Origin of the sequence: Paenibacillus brevis, from assembly GCF_018919145.1 — a bacterium.
GTDB classification, from domain to species: Bacteria; Bacillota; Bacilli; order Paenibacillales; family Paenibacillaceae; genus Fontibacillus; species Fontibacillus brevis.
The window spans coordinates 189,440-206,340 of record NZ_JAHLQJ010000006.1 but is presented as its reverse complement, the minus strand read 5'-3'; the positions used below and the strand labels follow the sequence as shown (position 1 = coordinate 206,340).

The following is a 16,901-nucleotide window of genomic DNA, read 5'->3' as shown; positions in this document are numbered from 1 at the left end:
CGCGAAACCGATTACTGCTTCATCCCGATATGGTGAAGGTGCCATCTTGCATCACTCCTTAATAAGTTAATTGTTTACGGATCTCACGTTCCATCAATTCTTCCAACCCTGATATTAGTGGTTGTCTAAGTTCTTGATTTCGAAGTGCAAAGTCAATCGTTGTCATAATAAATCCGATCTTTTCTCCCACATCATAACGAGTTCCTTGAAAATCATAGGCATAAACACCTTGAGCTACATTTAACTTTTGAATGGCATCTGTAAGTTGAATTTCTCCGCCCGCTCCGCGCTCGTGTCTGCCCAAATATTCAAAAATATCGGGAGTAAGAACATAGCGGCCCATAATGGCCAGATTTGAAGGTGCTTGTCCTTGCGGAGGCTTCTCCTCGAACCGGTTTACTTGGTAAAGGTTTCCTACCCTATCACCCGGATCTACAATTCCATAACGATGGGTTTGATTATCCTCGACACTCTGAACACCGATGACTGAACGTCCGGTAAGCTCATATTGTTCGATCAACTGTCTTGTGCAAGGAATGTCGGCTTCCACAATATCATCACCAAGCAGAACGGCGAACGGCTCATTTCCGATGAAATTACGCGCACACCAAACAGCGTGTCCAAGTCCCTTGGCCTCTTTCTGCCGGATATAATGGAGGTTGACATGAGACGACTTCCTAACTTTTTCCAGGATGTCGAATTTACCTTTTCCCTCTAAAATATGCTCAAGTTCAAATGCGATATCGAAGTGGTCTTCGATCGCCCGCTTTCCTTTACCGGTTACGACAATGATATCTTCGACTCCTGATTCAATGGCTTCCTCCACGATGTACTGGATGGTTGGCTTATCGACAATGGGAAGCATCTCTTTTGGCATTGCTTTCGTTGCCGGCAAGAAACGAGTACCGAGTCCTGCGGCCGGGATAATGGCTTTTGTCACTTTTTTCATATGGAATCCACCCTATCCTGTTTTTTTTGCAAACAAATTACAATTTACAAGGGCATTGAACCCTTCCTCACATCACACCCCTGACGACAAACGTCTAAGGTCACTGACCCACAGCATGATCGAGTGCCTCCAGTGATAAAGGTGCAGGAGACATTACCTTCCTGTTCACAACTTCCAGGGCTATAAAGAATGAATTGTAGGATAACTAAGCCATGCTAAGCCTCGTTGCTATCTTCGTAATAATAAGAATAGGAATCCGAATGTTTACGATTAATGTTATTGAGTACAACCCCGATAAGTTTGGCATTCACATGACTTAATGAAGCCTTCGCCTTGAGTGCGACGTCCTTCTTCACTTTCCCCGAGTCCACAACGAGCACAACACCGTCGCTTTGGGTCGCTACAATTTGAGCATCCGTGACAGACAAGATAGGTGGTGTATCGATGATGATGACATCAAACATTTCCCTGGTTGTTGCAATCAGTGCCGCCATTTGTTTCGATGACAGTAACTCCGATGGATTGGGAGGGGTAGGACCTGCATGAATAAGCGACAGATTCTCCGTATCGGATTGCTGGATCACTTCATGGATTTCCTTCTGTTTAAACAATGCTGTCGTTAATCCGGTACGATTGGACTTTCCAAAGATATGGTGTTGCGTTGGCTTTCTTAAATCAGCGTCAATCAGCAGCACCTTTTTATTGGCTTGAGCGAAAGCGACCGCCATATTCGCGCTGGTGGTGCTTTTTCCTTCATTCGGTTTGGATGAAGTCAGCATGATGACTTGGAGCTTTTGATCAATCGTTGAAAACTCGATATTTGTCCGCAACATCCGATATCCTTCGGAGATCGGTGATTTCGGATTGCTCTCTGTAATCAACTTCCATTCAGGAGTCGAACGAGACATGGCTATCCCTCCCGGCTGTCGGCTTAAATGACCCTGTATCTTCTTGTTTCTTAAGATCCATTTCTTTGAGCCTTGGTATTGAAGTCAACACCGGTACCCCCAGCAGCATTTCAACATCCTCTTCGGTCTTTATCGTGTCATCCAAGTAATCCAGCAGGAAAGAAATACCCACGCCGAGCATCAAGGACAATAGGAAAGCAACCGCAATATTGAGCTTAGAATTCGGTGCGATCGGCCCATGGAATTCCTTAGGATCGGCTTTGTCTAAGACGGAGACATTGTCGACCTTCATAAGATCAGGGATCGTTTTCTGAAAGACTACTGCAACAGCGTTAGCAATATTTGCGGCCTTAGCATAGGAATTATCACGAACCGTTATGGACATCACCTGCGTCTCATTTACTGAACTAACGCTTACTTTCCCAATCAACTCGTTGTACGTCGCCCCAAGCTCCGGGTACTCTTTAACGACAATTTTCATCATTCTTGGCGTCTTGATAATTTCCTTATAAGTTTTAATTAGCCCGATCGTAGAATTAATAGAGCCAACATCTATACTCGGTATGAGTGAGCTGCTGTCCTTGTACTGGTTGACGATGAGTTTGGCTGATGCTTCATATTGCGGTGTGATGAAGTAGTAAGAGTAAATACCTACGGATAGACAACTTATCGCTACAATCAATGCGATCAATATCAACCTTCTCTTGACAATTAACCAATATTGTTTTAGTTCCAAATTGTTTCCTCCGTTACTAGTTATGGTGACGACTTCTTCCCATGCTGCTCCAACTAGACAATGCATAATGAATAATTTAGATATAATAATTATTCAAAACGAGAACTAAAAACCATGATTTATCCGCAGAAACAAGATCCCGCGGATATTCCTTTCATAACGTTGACTTAAGTTATTCAATTCGCGAACATCTAGAGGCAATTAAATGGACCCTGTTTCACCGAATCTATAAAGCTTTCAACCGTTCCGCCATTCATGACGTATTCTATCAGTTCCTCTGATCCAGCTTCAAGACCAAGCTTTTTTAACGATAACGACACTACACTAGACATATTAACGGGTTCGCCACATGGCCAATAACCGGAGACCATAAGAAGTTCAGCCAATGATCTCAACTTCTCTTGCTCAACTTGATGCGATAGAGAAGGATCTTCCGACAGTATTCTCAAAAATTGCTTCAGTCGTACTTGCCGCTGCTCACTATTGGAAACATTCATCTTTGCATCCTCAATTCGATTCATCAAGTCTAAGTTCCTTGAAATAATGGAGCTTACCTATTTGGTTTAACCATCTTAAAGCTCTTTAAATCAATATAACTCTCCCCGGAAAGGGGTTATATCCGGACTCCAATTCTCCCCTCGCTGTTATTATTACATAATTGTAAACTTTTCTTGAGTGAAAAAAGACATAGTCTTGAGTTCCTGATTTATGTTGAAAAGTAACATGACTTGTCTTCTTTTGAGATGCTTTTCAAATTATTTATTTAATGTAAGCGTTTTATAAAATCATTATCAAATCTCCTTCTTTGATTTCTAAATCTATCGCCTATAACAGCCACCTTCCCTTGTTAAATAAAGGATTTTTCCTGTTTAATGCATAACTTTAAAAAGGATAATTATTGCAAAACATGGTATAATGTTGCGCTAATTAGGGACTATTGGCCACCGTCCTAAAAAACAGGCCTAAAAAAGTAAAATTTTAAATAAATTACACTTTTTTTATAGCTTAAAATTTTGTAGAATTATACGAATTTTCACTTTAAATAATAAAAAAACCAAGTTTTACCGCAAAAAAACGGTTACCTTGGTTCAAAAAAAACGGGCTGGCATAACATCAGTTCTTATTGGAAATGTATCAATTCAGGACTTTTCGAAAAAGCCAGCATTAATTTACAACTTCCGGAGTACAACTAACCCGAAAAATACCGATACCTTATTACCTAATTTACTCCTCCCAAGAGCGGGTATAGTCCTAAGTGTGAGCTATTTTTTATGAAAAAAAGATAGCATTCGACGTATTTTCCCCTCAATGGGCACTAATGCCGGTTGAGTACCAAATGAATTATCTTTAATAACACACTGTGCATTATTCAAAAAATAAGTCTCCCATGGTCTCCCCAGCCGCTCAGAGATCACATTATAGGCTTCACGCAGTCGGAAGCCCCTGCGTTCAACATGATGTGCATCCGATGAAACGAGATGAATAAGACCATTTTTGCAAAGAGCCCAAGCTAATTTCTCTATTCGTTTGCCAAAACCGCCTAGCAAGGAATGAGTTGTAACCTGGGCAAAAGCGCCCATATTAATCAGTTCAGCCAGCCGCCCCGGATCCTTCATAATTTCGGCATTACGTTCAGGATGGGCGATAATCGGTTTAAGCTTCATTATTTTAAGTTCATGAACCAGCTCATAAATTTCCTGTGGTATTCGAGAGGAAGGCATCTCAAGCAACACATACTTCGAGTTGGCCAGCGGAAGCAACTCCGTTCTATACCAAGCCTCCAGGAAATCATAATGCATCCGGATCTCTTGCCCAGGCAAGATTGTAACAGGTATCCCAGCTGCTATTAACTGTTCGTTAGCATGATTGGTGTACTCTATCACTTCGCTAGCTATATTGTTATATCTCCCGTTTGCGTGATGCGGTGTTGCTATTATTGTTGTGATGCCTTCTGAGGCGGCAACCCTGGCCATATTCATTGTATCTTCCCAAGTCTCCGCACCATCATCCAGTCCAGGCAGGATATGCGTATGTATGTCTATCATGTTATTCTCACTTTCCAAAGGAATGTAATAAACAACATTTAAACATTTCATTATAATGGTGTCAACAAATCCTCCCGTCGTGGTGGAATCAGAAAAAGGAGAGCATCCGCTCGCAAGGCAATGCAATTGACCTTACCGGACGGACGCCCACTTTATTTTCTAAAGTCATCGGCAAAAGGTCCGTCAAGAACCCCCATGGCACTCCTGATCTCGCTTCCCGGCTGCTGTGTGCACCGGATTACAATGCGGGCACTGCTGGCACAGTTGAACCCGATTTCCGAAAATGGTGCGGATCGTGGATATAATTGTGGTCTCCGGTGCCACGGTATGAAGCAGGATTCGGTCGGGGGACAAGGATATTAGCGTGCTGACCACCTGATCCTCCATCTCCAGCTCCAGATCGCCCATTTTAGCCACAACCATGTCGCTGGAGCTTTCACGAATCGGCGAGAAGGATTGATTAAATATGCTGAATTCCTGGCTCCCATGATGGATGAGGTGCACCAGAGGAGTTAGCGGCTCCTGAAAATGGACAAAATACTGCAGCAATTGAAGGAACTCTTCATATTGCTGATCCAGCAAATACTCCTCCATGGCCAAGTCGATTGTCTCCTGCAGCATCTCCTTGTACAGCGTCAGCCGAAAGGCGATAAATCCACTCAGGTCCAAATAGTGGGATTCAAGCAAGTAACTCCGGAGTGTATTCAGTACGAGCTCTCTTCGGCGCTGCCGAATCAATTGATCCCCCGCCTCATCTCCATTAAGAAAGCTAAGCCAGAACCGCTCGGCGCGGGCCCGGTCGTTCGGCTCAACAAAGGCATATCGCTGATCTGCCAAGACACCGGCAATGTCAGCTTCGCACTGCTCTAGAATATAATCTGCCAAGCCAGCTGCAATACTGCCGATTGCCTCCTGGTCCCCGTCCTTCATTTGAACGAGCGCTCTGCCCGACTCATCATAATCAATCGTCCATGATTGTGGAGGATGGTTATGTCCCCTCATGCCGCTGCCTGTTCCAATTATATATTCAAGGAGCCGTGTGCCATGATCAGTACCGGTTCGATCCGCCCTTAATACAAAATATCCCATACGCTCCGCCCCTTTCGTTGTCTCCCCAAAGTATATGGCGGGGAAGAAACGGATATACGAGGTCAGGCTTATGGAATGTTAACCAGCATTTCCAATTCGCTAAAAATGAGGCGGCTTAAGCTATATACCCGAGAGATTGATGATTTAACAACTGTACTAGTTCGGAAAAGGCACGAGTTTATCCGTATTGACTCCCTTTCCTCAAGATTAGTTAATTGGGTAAATAAAAAACGCTTGTTGAGTTAATCCGGCCGGATTAATTCAGCAAGCGTTTTATCATCCTCTAGTTTTGCATAATGAAATCATTTTCGATTTTGGCCTGCTCATCATCAAATACGCGCAGGATATCATACCGTGTGTTGCGCTGAGCAGGAATCTTGCCAGCAGACCGAATGATCGACAGAATCGATTCGATATTGACTTTATGAGTCGCACCCGCGGATGACACAACATTCTCTTCAATCATCGTACTGCCGAAATCATCGCAGCCGTAACGAAGAGACAGCTTGCCAATCTCAGGCCCCATCGTTACCCAGGAGGATTGAAGATGCTTAATATTATCCAGCACGATCCGGCTGATCGCCACAGTCTTCAGGTAAGCCTCCGGTGTCTGCCGCTCCAGCTTCAAATTCGTATTATCCGGCTGGAAGGTCCAAGGGATGAAAGCAAGGAAGCCCTCGGAAGGATAGTTGTTATTCAGGCATTCGTCCTGAGCCTCGCGGACACGAAGCAAGTGAAGCGCCCGCTCCTCGTTGGATTCGCCAAGACCAATGACCATCGTCGCTGTTGTATTCATGCCGATCTTGTGCGCAGTCTGCATAACATCCATCCAGTCGCGCCAGGATCCCTTCAAGCGGCTGATCTTACGGCGGGTGCGGTCATCCAGAATTTCTGCGCCGCCTCCGGGAAGGGAGTCCAATCCGGCTGCATGAATCTCGCGCACAACCTCTTCCAGACTGAGTCCTTCCGACACTTCCTTCATTTTCATGATTTCTGCCGGGGAGAAGGAGTGCATTGTAATATCCGGGAATTGACTCTTAATCTTCCGAAGCAAATCGGTATAATAGCTGAATGGCAGGTTAGGATTCGTGCCGCCTTGCATCAAAATTTCAGTACCGCCGACATCAATGGTTTCCTGAATCTTCTGCATAATCACTTCATCGGGAAGAACATACCCTTCCTCCGACCCTGGCCGGCGATAAAATGCACAGAACCGGCAATACACGTCACAGATGTTCGTATAATTGACATTTCGTCCGATAACAAAGGTTGTGATCGGATCGGGATGTCTGCGTTCCATCAGCACATTGGCGGTATGGCCCATCTTCTCTATTTCATTAGAATCAAAAAGTGCAATTGTCTCTTCCAGCTCAAGGCGCTCGCCCTGCAATGCTTTGTTTAAAATATGGTCAATTACGGCCATGGATCTGCCTCCTTGCATTTCCTTTAAATTGCTACTATATCGTAACACACTCATTTTAAAAAAACAGCACCCGATTCTCTCAGGTGCAGTGCAGCGAACTAATGTTGTACGCATAAGGTTTATACGCGCGTGAGGTTTGTATGAGTTAGGCAACGTATGAATTTATTCTTGTGATCGCTGTTGTTCACGAATTTTCCCGGCCAAACTAAGCCATGCTAAGATAGAAATACTTTCACAAAGGTGAACGCACTCATACACATTCTAAGGTTAAAGCTTATAGAAACACCGCGCACTTGTTCGCCGCATAATCACTCGCATCAGCAATGTCAGAGGCTTAATGCACTATAATTGCCGCATAAACTCACACACCAGCAACCAGTCACTTCATCAGCCTTCAAGCGCCTGTTGCAGATCCCCGATCAAGTCCCCGATATCTTCGAGTCCCACAGAGAAACGAAGCAATCCGTCCGTGATTCCACGCTCGCTTCGCACCTCGGCAGGCATAGAAGCATGAGACATCATCGCCGGATAGGAGAGGATGCTCTCCACTGCTCCAAGGCTTACAGCCACCAATGGAAGCTTGACCCGGCTAAGCACCTGCTTCGCCCGTTCCTGAGAGCCCACATCGAAGGAGACAACCGCACCAAACCCTGTGGATTGCTTCTCCTGAATTTCCCGCCCAGGATGGGAAGCAAGTCCAGGATAATAGACCGCCGGGATATCGGACCGCCCTTGCAGCCAATCTGCCAGCTTGCGGGCACTTGTCTCGCTGCGCTCCATTCTGGCTCCAAGCGTCTTCATCCCGCGCATAAGCAGCCAGGATTCCTGCGCTCCCAGGACGGTTCCCAGTCCATTCTGCAAATACTTCAGCTGATTGCCCAGCTCCTCGGTGCGCGCGACAGCCAGTCCAGCCAACACATCGCTATGTCCCCCGAGAAACTTGGTCGCACTATGCAGGACAATATCTACTCCAAGCTCAATCGGGCGCTGGTAGTAAGGAGTCATAAAGGTGTTGTCCACCATGCTGATCAGTTGATGCTGGCTTGCCCATGCGGCAACCGCTGCGATATCGGTAATTTTCAGGGTCGGATTCGAAGGCGTCTCCATAAAGACCCCTTTCGTATTCGGACGCAGCGCGGCCTTGACAGCAGACAAGTCCGTCATATCAACAAAGGTTGTCTCTATATTCATCCGGCTTAGAATCTGGGTAAGCAGCCGATAGGTTCCCCCGTACACATCCTCGGTTACGATTAAATGATCACCGGCCGAGAACAGCATAAATGTAGTTGAAATGGCCGACATGCCGCTGGAAAAAGCAAATCCCCGTACTCCGCCCTCCAACAGTGTAATATATTCCTCCAAGGCCTGACGAGTCGGATTGCCTGATCTGCTGTAATCGTACTCCGGCGGATTATAGATATCATGATGATGGAAGGTAGAAGCCTGGTAGATCGGTACGCTGGAAGCGCCGGTTGCCGCATCTACTTCACTGCCGAAATGAATCAGCTTCGTATCGAATTTAGTCATTGAAGGCCGCCTCCTTCCACTTCTTGCCGGGCTGCCTCGAGAGCTTGTGCCAAATCCCCGATCAGATCGTCCACGTGCTCGATGCCCACCGAAAACCGAAGCAGTCGATCATCCACACCGACTGCAGCTCGAATCTCTTCAGGAATATCGGCATGAGTCTGAACCGCCGGGTAAGTCATCAACGATTCTACTCCGCCCAAGCTCTCGGCAAATGCGATTAAGCGCAGATGACGCAGCACAGGCTCAACGTATCTTGCATCTGTTACCTTGAAGGAGAAGATGCCCGTGTTACCGCTGGACTGCTTCTTCTGAATCTCATATCCCGGATGATCGCTTAGACCCGGATGGTACACAGCCTCCACCTGCGGATGCTCCTTGAGATAGCGGGCAATTGCGAGTGCATTGCTCTCATGCCGCTCCATCCGGAGTGCCAAGGTTTTCATGCCCCGCATAAGCTGATAGGAGTCAGACGGACTGAGTACAGCTCCGATCGAATTATGCAGGAAGCCCATTTCATTCGACAGTTCTTCTCCTTTAGTAACGATCAGGCCGGCAAGCACGTCGTTATGGCCGCCCAAATACTTGGTGGCACTATGTACCACGATGTCCGCACCCAGCTCAATCGGACGCTGAAAGAGCGGCGTCAACAGCGTATTATCCACAATCGTCAGCAGTTGATGCTGCTTCGCCCATCTGCTGACGGCTTCCAGATCTGTAATCATCATCAGCGGGTTGGTCGGCGTCTCGATAAACACCGCTTTGGTATGTGGCTTCCGTGCAGCTTCCAATGCGTCCGTATCATTCGTATCGACATAAGAGGCTGTAATTCCGAAACGGGATAATATTCGTTCAAGCAAGCGGTAGGTACCGCCATATAAATCAAGAGACACGATCAGGTGATCTCCTTGAGAGAACAGACTGAACACCGTTTGTAATGCTGCCATACCCGAGCTACAGGCAAATGCGGCATCCCCGCTTTCCAGTGCAGCTGATGCCTCCTCCAGGATACTCCGGGTCGGACTCTTAGTACGGGCATAATCAAATCCCGTGCTTTGACCCAGCTTCGGATGACGAAAAGCTGTTGCTTGATAGATCGGATAATTAACGGCTCCGGTTACCGGCTCATCCATCGAGCCGATCTGGGCCAGCTTGCTTTCAATACGCCAATTGTTCTCTCCCACTTTGCTTCCCTCCAACATATTTTCAAATATGGTATATTAACTCGGAACTCTGATCAATATCATAGGGTGTTTCTTGATACACATAGTAGTTCAGCCAGTTGGAGAATAATAAGTTAGCATGTGCTCTCCAAGTCGATAACGGCGTTTGAGTCGGGTCGTCATTCGGGTAGTAATTTACAGGCAGATCAATTTCCATTCCTTTGGCTACGTCCCTGTCGTATTCCCATTTTAAGGAGTCCGGGTCATATTCGGAGTGGCCGGTCACAAAAATCTGCTTGCCGTCTTTCGATGACACCAAGTAAATGCCTGCTTCCTTCGATTCCGCAAGAATCTCCAGCTCGGAGTGGCGCTCGATGTCCGCGCGGTTCACGTCCGTATGTCGGGAATGGGGAACCTGGAACACACCGTCAAAGCCTCTAAGCAGCTTCACATGCGGGGTGTTCACCCAGTGAGGGAAAATTCCGAAGCATTTCTTCGGCAAGGCTTGCTTGCGGACGCCATAATGGTAATACAATCCCGCTTGTGAAGCCCAACAGATATGCATTGTCGAGGTCACATGCGACTTGCTCCATTCAAAGATATCCTTAAGCTCATTCCAGTAGTTCACTTCTTCAAATTCGAGCTGCTCTACCGGAGCACCGGTAATAATCATACCGTCAAACCGATGGTCCTTAATCTCCTCAAAGGTTTTATAGAACATTTGCAGATGATCGGCAGAGGTGTTCTTCGAGGTATGGGTGCTTGGATGAAGCAAGACGATTTCAACTTGAAGCGGCGTGTTCCCAAGAAGGCGAAGAATCTGAGTTTCGGTCGTCTCCTTGGTCGGCATCAAATTAAGTATGGCAATCCGCAAAGGACGGATGTCTTGTTGATAAGCACGGCTCTCATCCATCACAAATATATTTTCACCTGTCAGAACGTCTTTGGCCGGTAAATGATCGGGTACCTTAATCGGCATTTGAACCACTCCTTTTGAAATGTGAGCTTAATTTGCATAATAAAAAAACCTTACTCGCATAGAGAAAGGTCGTCATTTATAAAACATGCGCCTCTCTCATCTCTCAGAGCACGAAGTATGCACTTCATGTTCTGCAAGAATTAGCACCGTGCGACGTATCGCCGGTTGCCGGGTTTCATCGGGCTAGTCCCTCCACCTGCTCTTGATAAGAAAATCGTCTTCATATTCAGTTGTAAACTTAAAATTTGATATGCTGATTTTCATTATACATGAAATAGTAATTTTCACAAGCCATTTTCAGTCTGTGTTACAGAATCTTTTTGGTTGAAAGTACTTCCATCCCGGCGTTATACTAGACAAGTATTTACGACCACTAAATAAAGAGGTGAATCCGAGAATGGAAGGCGACCCGAGGCCCCACAGTATTGTCCTGAAGTTTCAACTGCATAGGAAAGCGAATAGCCAGGCGACGGTGTGTGCCGGTGGGCTCTTTTTATTCCCGGTGTTACTATAGAACGCCTGCTTTGGCGTGTCTGGCCCACACCCTTACCCGAATCGCATTCTCTTTCCCATGCTCCCATGCAACAGAGCACACAGGCCGGCTATGGCCTGAATAAAGGAGTGAGTTCGAATGAAGATTCGGCACGTAATGAAGGGTGTTTTTACAGTTATTGAAAATGTTGAATTAACGACAACCGCACCGGAGGAAGGCTTCTACTGGATTGATGCGGACGTGGAAGACCTTGAAGTGCTTCAACCTTTGTTCTCTCTGCACGATCTGGCAGTCGAAGACTGTATGACGGAAGAAGAACAGCGGCCAAAGATTGAAACCTATGATAATCATTATTTCATTGTCGTGAACAGTATCCGTTATGATGATGAGGAGATTTTCCTGCGTGCGCTCAGCATGTTTCTGGGGCGGCATTATATCATAACCGTGACCAAGCAGAAGATCAATGAGCTTAGAGCGATCAAGCCGATTCTTTGGGAGCAGGAGGTCAGCGAGCCTGACCGGTTTTTGTATTATTTAACCGACCTTGTAGTGGATAACTATTTCACTGTAGGCGATCGGATCGAGGTCAAGATTGAGAACCTGGAAGAAGACATTCTGATGCATACGAAGCGCTCGCATTTGAATGAAATCATCGGTCTTCGAAGCGAGATCTTATGGCTGAAGAAGGTGCTGGGTCCACAGAAGGAAGTTATTAATATTCTGAACAAAAAGGACCTGCGGCTGATTGATGACCAGTTGCAAAAATACTTCAGCGATATTTACGAAAATGCCGTGAAGATCTCCGAAAACTTCGATACCTTCAGAGAGCTTGTAGGCAACTTACGTGAAGCATATCAGGCTGCCATCGCGAACAGAGCAAACGAAATCATGAGAGTATTCACAGCTATCACGACGATTTTTATCCCGCTGACCCTGATCACCGGGATCTATGGGATGAACTTTGATCATATGCCTGAGCTTCATGGGCAATACAGTTATTACATTGTGCTTGGCGTAATGCTGGCGCTTGGAGCAGGAATGTTCTATTTGTTCCGGAAGCGCGACTGGATCTGAAATCAAAGATTAATTTGTAAATTGTTACAGGGGCGGCCGTTAAGATACGGATCTGGAATACTTCCAGGCAGTATCTTAACGGCCGCCCCTTTTCATTTAAATGCCGACGATCTACACCGCCTTCCGGTTAGAGCTTCTCTCCCTCCGGAATCTCATGCGAATCAGCCGCAGACGTTCATAAAGCATCTCTTGTCCTGTGGCTTCAATCGCCTCAGCTGTATACAGCCGTTGAAGCACCGGTTTCAATAATTGATCGCCAAGCTCCTCAAAGGTATCCCATACCGCTTGAATATCTTCTACGGCCATGCCCTCCAGTTCCTTCCCGATAATGTCGTCCATGGAATAGCCATCCTTCTCCAGCACTTCCAGCCATTCAACCAGCTCCCTGCGCTGAAGTCCTGTCGCCGTACATATTCCATCCAGATTGGAACCGCGGACAGCTTCATCCATAATTTTGCGCCGCACAGCGATCCTTTCTGTCTCCATGCGGAATTTAGCCTCTTTCTGCCTGTATATCCAGGCACGATAGACCTCATCATCAATCTGTCTGTCTACCCAGTCCAATGGAAATTGGCCGGGACGTTCTCCAGCAGCCGAAGCCATCATCACAATCCATTCTTGACCGTATTCCGCTGCTTTTGCAGCTCCAACTCCCGGAAGCTGCATCAACTCTTCATTGGTTAACGGCCTAAATACACTGATGAGCTTTAACAGCCGATTGCTTGCAATCATGTATGGAGGCTTGCGCAGCTCGGCCGCCTTCTTCCGTCTCCATAAGCTCAGTTCGCTATATAGCGCTTCATTTGGATGCATGTCGCTGTAGCATAGCAGCTTCTGCGCCACACTCCGTCCCTGATACCCGTCGTCCTGTCCATCCCAGATCCCTTCCAGAACCGGACGGTAGCCTTCGCTCAGCTTGATCGCCAACTGATGCCTGTATACATGCAGCATCTCTGACCAGGAGGCCCCTTCATACCAGATTGTCTCTGTGTCACTCTCCGCAATGGTCTCGTTCCATCCCATCCGCCAGATTCCTTCTTCCTCTCCAATCCAGACCTGAGCGCTACAAGGCATCGTCTCATTCTGCTGCTTCTCCAGACTGTTCAAAAAAATGATTCTCATGTGATCCCTCCTTCAAGTTCAGCTCCGGTAACAGGGGCAAATAAAAAAAGCACCCCCCTTGAATATTCAAGAGAGGTGCTTCCCCGTAACCATATACTGTTATTTCTAATAATACCATGCTCATCCAAACTGTCAATATGGCCCTGTCTTTATTGCTTCCCGTTGCTCCTTGGCTCATGTACTCGTTATAATGACAAGAGAATGAATACATAACAGGAGGATTAGTAATGACGGAACCCCAACAAGAATTGGATTTTTTATCCGACAGCACGGAACAGACATCCACACGATTCGTAACCTTTATCGGACCTTCCTTACAGCGCTTTGATTTCGCGGTTACCTCTACCAACCGGTTCTACGGAAAGAAGCTGGTTACGGATTTGCAAAATGGAAAGAGCGCCATCCTTGGAAGTGATGACCTGGATGAGGAAGGGTATATTGAGCATGTCTTCAAGCTGAATGAGGAGGAAGCGTCAGAGCTTCGATTATTTCTGGTTCAGGTCATCGGAGACGCCTACTTTACAGACTAGACGGAACTTCGTCAGTCTGTCCCGCTTAATTCGCGGCAAGTCCCATCCATGTGCTCATACTCGCCATTTCCAATTCTTCAAATTTAGAGATGACAGTAATCGGATCCAGGTTAAGACGGCAGCCGTCCGCCGTACAGACCACATCCAGGTCGCAGCGGATCTCCGCGAGACTTCTCGACAGGTGCAGCATATCCAGGTCATTCTCAATTTTAGTTCGAACGGATTTGGACAAAGAATCCATATTCGCCAAAATCCCTTCGATGGAGCCGAATTCCTGCACAAGTTTAAGCGCCGTCTTTTCGCCAATGCCTTTTACCCCAGGGTAATTATCGCTCGTATCCCCCATAAGCCCCTTGAGGTCGATAATCTGGCGGGGAATCAGTTGTTTCTCCTCCATCAGGCTTTCGGGGGAGTAGACCATATAATTACCATGGCCCTTTTTCATAATAATAACCCGGGTACGTTCATTGACCAACTGAAGCATGTCATGATCTCCGGTCAGGATATAGACATCCATCTCCTTGCTGAAGCGGGAAGCCAAGCTGCCAATACAATCGTCAGCCTCATAGCCCGGACAGCTAATGTTCGGGATGTTCAAGCTCTCCATCACTTCTTGAATGACAGCGAACTGAGGAATCAGATCATCCGGCGCCTCAGAGCGGTTTCCCTTGTAAGCGGCGAATTGTTCCGCTCGAAATGTCTTTCCGCCCAAATCCCAGCAGCAAACAATGTGCGTTGGATCAAACTTCTGAACCGCATCCCAGAAATAACGCATAAATCCATAGACCGCATTGGTTGGCAAGCCAGCCTTCGTGCGACGGATATACCCTGTCACCGCAGAGGCATAGTAAGCCCGGAACATCAAAGCCATGCCGTCAACGAGCAGAACCTTTTCTCTTTCCGTATTCAGATTCATCCCTGATTCTCCTTCCAGGCTTGCTCATACATCTCTTCCTTGAATCCTACCGTCACGCGTGTCCCGTCATATACAATCGGCCGCTTAATTAGCATTCCGTTCGAAGCGAGCAATTCCATCTGCTCCTCGCGGCTCATCGCAGGAAGCTTGTCCTTCAAACCTTGCTCGCGATAGGCATCTCCGCTTGTATTCCAGAATTTCTTCAGCTCCAGCCCGCTCTTGTCCAGCAATTCAGCCAGTTCTTCTGCGGATGGAGGAGCCTCTTTGATATTGCGTAAATCAAGTTCATATCCTTGCTGCTCAAGCCATTTCACTGCCTTGCGGCAGGTTCCGCACGGGGGATATTGATAGATAACCAGTCTGCTCATCCTTCTGTTCCTCCTTCAAGTCTCTGTCTCAGCAACTCCATATCGGCAGGCAAAGAGGCCTCGAATAACAGTTCCTCTCCAGTTAACGGATGCCGGAATCCCAGCTCTGAAGCATGTAGGGCCTGCCTCCCGATCCACTCCTCCATCGAAGTCATCGCTCCGTGCTCCAGGGTATACATCTTGTCCCCGATCAAGGGATGACCGATCGAGGTCATATGAACCCGGATTTGATGGGTTCTTCCCGTACCCAGGCGTAATTCAACCTGTGCTCCTGTTTTACCCGGATAGCACTGAATCACTTTATAGCTTGTCAAAGCAGGGTAACCATCCGGGGTAACGATTCTCCGGTGAGGCTGCTCCGGATCCCGGTCAATGGGGCCATCAATAATACCTTCCGGATGCTCAGGGCACCCGTACACCAGAGCTGTGTACTTTTTAGTCACGGTACCTGCAATCAACTGCTCGGAAATATGCTGATGAATGTATGCATTTTTTGCAATTGCAATCAAACCGCTTGTCTCCTGATCCAGCCGATGCACCGGCCGGAAACGATACTGCTTCCCCTGCTCCTGCCAATAGTACACCACCCCGTTAGCTAATGTATCTGTATAGTGGCCATGAGTAGGATGCACAATGATGCCCGGTGCTTTATTCACGATTAATAGAGCGTCATCTTCATACACGATATCAAAGGGAATGGGCTGAGGAAGTATATCCTCCGACGACTCTTTTTCCAGGGAAATGGATATCCGATCCCCCGCTTTCACAAGCGCGCTAATATACACTCTCGTTCCGTTCAGCAGCACACCCCGCTCTGTCAGCTTGATTCTTGACATCAGCTTGCGGGATACCCCCAGCTTTCGCTGTAACACCTTCTTTACCTGCCAGCCATTCTCATCCTCGGTGACCAGGTAGGAGATAGGGTCATAATATGTGCTCATTCCCCAGACTTGCCGAATACATTGGCACTGCGAATGTACTCGACATCCTCCTGATCCAAACGATAGTTGGCTACCCGCGAAGCCGCAAAGAAATAATCGGACAACCGGTTGAGATAGATCAGAACCTCTCCATTTCCTTGCTTGGTCCGGAATAGGCTGACTACTCTCCGTTCAGCACGGCGGCAGACTGTTCGGCAGACATGTAGTGCTGCAGCCAACTGGGTTCCGCCTGGAAGGATGAATTTTTCGATCGGCGGCGTTTCTTGCTGATATTGATCCATCCAAGCCTCGAGCCGGGCCGATAGTTCTCCCCGGACCTTATACCGCTCCTCATTTTCGGTGGCATAGGCCAGATCAGCTCCGCAATCGAACAATTCATGCTGAATCTGCTGAAGCTGGTCCTTTAAATCTCCGAATAGCACGGAATCTCCGTAGGCAGCAGCCAAGCCAACATAACTATTCAACTCATCAATCGTACCATAAGCCTCTATTCGAAGATCATCCTTATCGACTCTTCCTCCTATAACCGAGGTTTGTCCCGCATCTCCGGTACGCGTATACAGTTTCATCTGCTCTCCCCGCTTTCTGTCCTCAATATATCGCTAATGAGTGGTGAAAAACAAGAAACGCCTCGCGGCGTC

At 47.1% G+C, this 16,901-nt stretch carries 17 protein-coding genes and 1 riboswitch; of the genes, 2 read left to right on the top strand and 15 right to left on the bottom strand.

Annotated features, from left to right (window positions below; genetic code table 11):
• Positions 1-58: 58 nt before the first annotated feature.
• From galU to metA, 10 genes are all read right to left on the bottom strand, one after another.
• Positions 59-949 (bottom strand): UTP--glucose-1-phosphate uridylyltransferase GalU, encoded by an 891-nt coding sequence (gene galU, locus KQJ23_RS08985; protein ID WP_216478499.1) that lies wholly within the window; start codon positions 947-949, stop codon positions 59-61.
• 215 nt (positions 950-1,164) lie between these two features.
• A complete protein-coding gene (locus tag KQJ23_RS08980) occupies positions 1,165-1,857 on the bottom strand; it encodes a CpsD/CapB family tyrosine-protein kinase (RefSeq protein ID WP_216478498.1) in 693 nt (230 codons plus the stop codon).
• Positions 1,838-2,593, bottom strand: coding sequence for a YveK family protein (locus KQJ23_RS08975; RefSeq protein ID WP_216478497.1), 756 nt, complete (start codon positions 2,591-2,593; stop codon positions 1,838-1,840). Before KQJ23_RS08975 ends, KQJ23_RS08980 begins: the two co-directional genes overlap by 20 nt.
• 191 nt (positions 2,594-2,784) lie before the next feature.
• Positions 2,785-3,114 carry a hypothetical protein gene (locus tag KQJ23_RS08970; RefSeq protein WP_216478496.1) on the bottom strand — a complete coding sequence of 110 codons (330 nt, stop codon included), beginning with the start codon at positions 3,112-3,114 and terminating at the stop codon, positions 2,785-2,787.
• A 741-nt stretch (positions 3,115-3,855) separates the two neighbouring features.
• Positions 3,856-4,689, bottom strand: coding sequence for a tyrosine-protein phosphatase (locus tag KQJ23_RS08965; protein WP_249529614.1), 834 nt, complete (start codon positions 4,687-4,689; stop codon positions 3,856-3,858).
• A gap of 132 nt (positions 4,690-4,821) precedes the next feature.
• Entirely contained in the window at positions 4,822-5,727 is a 906-nt protein-coding gene (locus KQJ23_RS08960) for a putative sporulation protein YtxC (protein WP_216478495.1), read from the bottom strand.
• 283 nt (positions 5,728-6,010) lie between these two features.
• Positions 6,011-7,150 (bottom strand): cyclic dehypoxanthinyl futalosine synthase, encoded by a 1,140-nt coding sequence (mqnC, locus tag KQJ23_RS08955; RefSeq protein ID WP_216478494.1) that lies wholly within the window; start codon positions 7,148-7,150, stop codon positions 6,011-6,013.
• A gap of 387 nt (positions 7,151-7,537) precedes the next feature.
• On the bottom strand, positions 7,538-8,677 hold the full coding sequence (locus KQJ23_RS08950; protein WP_216478493.1) for a trans-sulfuration enzyme family protein: 1,140 nt from the start codon (positions 8,675-8,677) through the stop codon (positions 7,538-7,540).
• Positions 8,674-9,876: an aminotransferase class I/II-fold pyridoxal phosphate-dependent enzyme gene (locus KQJ23_RS08945; RefSeq protein ID WP_216478492.1), complete on the bottom strand. Its 1,203-nt coding sequence runs from the start codon at positions 9,874-9,876 to the stop codon at positions 8,674-8,676. Before KQJ23_RS08945 ends, KQJ23_RS08950 begins: the two co-directional genes overlap by 4 nt.
• 4 nt (positions 9,877-9,880) lie before the next feature.
• A complete protein-coding gene (gene metA, locus KQJ23_RS08940; protein ID WP_044477624.1) occupies positions 9,881-10,816 on the bottom strand; it encodes a homoserine O-acetyltransferase MetA in 936 nt (311 codons plus the stop codon).
• Between the two features lie 93 nt (positions 10,817-10,909).
• Positions 10,910-11,028, bottom strand: a riboswitch (SAM riboswitch).
• Between the two features lie 419 nt (positions 11,029-11,447).
• Between metA and corA the strand changes: the two genes are divergently transcribed.
• Positions 11,448-12,383 carry a magnesium/cobalt transporter CorA gene (corA, locus tag KQJ23_RS08935; RefSeq protein WP_216478491.1) on the top strand — a complete coding sequence of 312 codons (936 nt, stop codon included), beginning with the start codon at positions 11,448-11,450 and terminating at the stop codon, positions 12,381-12,383.
• Between the two features lie 111 nt (positions 12,384-12,494).
• Here the strand turns inward: corA and KQJ23_RS08930 are convergent, their stop codons facing one another.
• Positions 12,495-13,505 (bottom strand): HRDC domain-containing protein, encoded by a 1,011-nt coding sequence (locus KQJ23_RS08930; protein ID WP_216478490.1) that lies wholly within the window; start codon positions 13,503-13,505, stop codon positions 12,495-12,497.
• Between the two features lie 227 nt (positions 13,506-13,732).
• On the opposite strand from KQJ23_RS08930, the gene KQJ23_RS08925 reads away from it, so the two are divergent.
• Positions 13,733-14,035, top strand: a complete 303-nt coding sequence (locus KQJ23_RS08925; protein ID WP_216478489.1) for a DUF3055 domain-containing protein — start codon at positions 13,733-13,735, stop codon at positions 14,033-14,035.
• A gap of 25 nt (positions 14,036-14,060) precedes the next feature.
• Here KQJ23_RS08925 and KQJ23_RS08920 read toward each other — a convergent pair whose 3' ends face one another.
• Genes KQJ23_RS08920 through KQJ23_RS08905 form a run of 4 tightly spaced genes read right to left on the bottom strand, consistent with a single transcriptional unit; the run spans position 14,061 to position 16,829 of the window.
• On the bottom strand, positions 14,061-14,951 hold the full coding sequence (locus KQJ23_RS08920) for a 5'-3' exonuclease (RefSeq protein ID WP_216478488.1): 891 nt from the start codon (positions 14,949-14,951) through the stop codon (positions 14,061-14,063).
• Positions 14,948-15,319, bottom strand: a complete 372-nt coding sequence (locus KQJ23_RS08915) for an arsenate reductase family protein (RefSeq protein ID WP_216478487.1) — start codon at positions 15,317-15,319, stop codon at positions 14,948-14,950. The genes KQJ23_RS08920 and KQJ23_RS08915 overlap by 4 nt, the downstream gene beginning before the upstream one ends.
• Positions 15,316-16,260, bottom strand: a complete 945-nt coding sequence (locus KQJ23_RS08910; protein WP_216478486.1) for an RluA family pseudouridine synthase — start codon at positions 16,258-16,260, stop codon at positions 15,316-15,318. The genes KQJ23_RS08915 and KQJ23_RS08910 overlap by 4 nt, the downstream gene beginning before the upstream one ends.
• Positions 16,257-16,829, bottom strand: coding sequence for a cob(I)yrinic acid a,c-diamide adenosyltransferase (locus KQJ23_RS08905; protein ID WP_216478485.1), 573 nt, complete (start codon positions 16,827-16,829; stop codon positions 16,257-16,259). Before KQJ23_RS08905 ends, KQJ23_RS08910 begins: the two co-directional genes overlap by 4 nt.
• Positions 16,830-16,901: the final 72 nt, after the last annotated feature.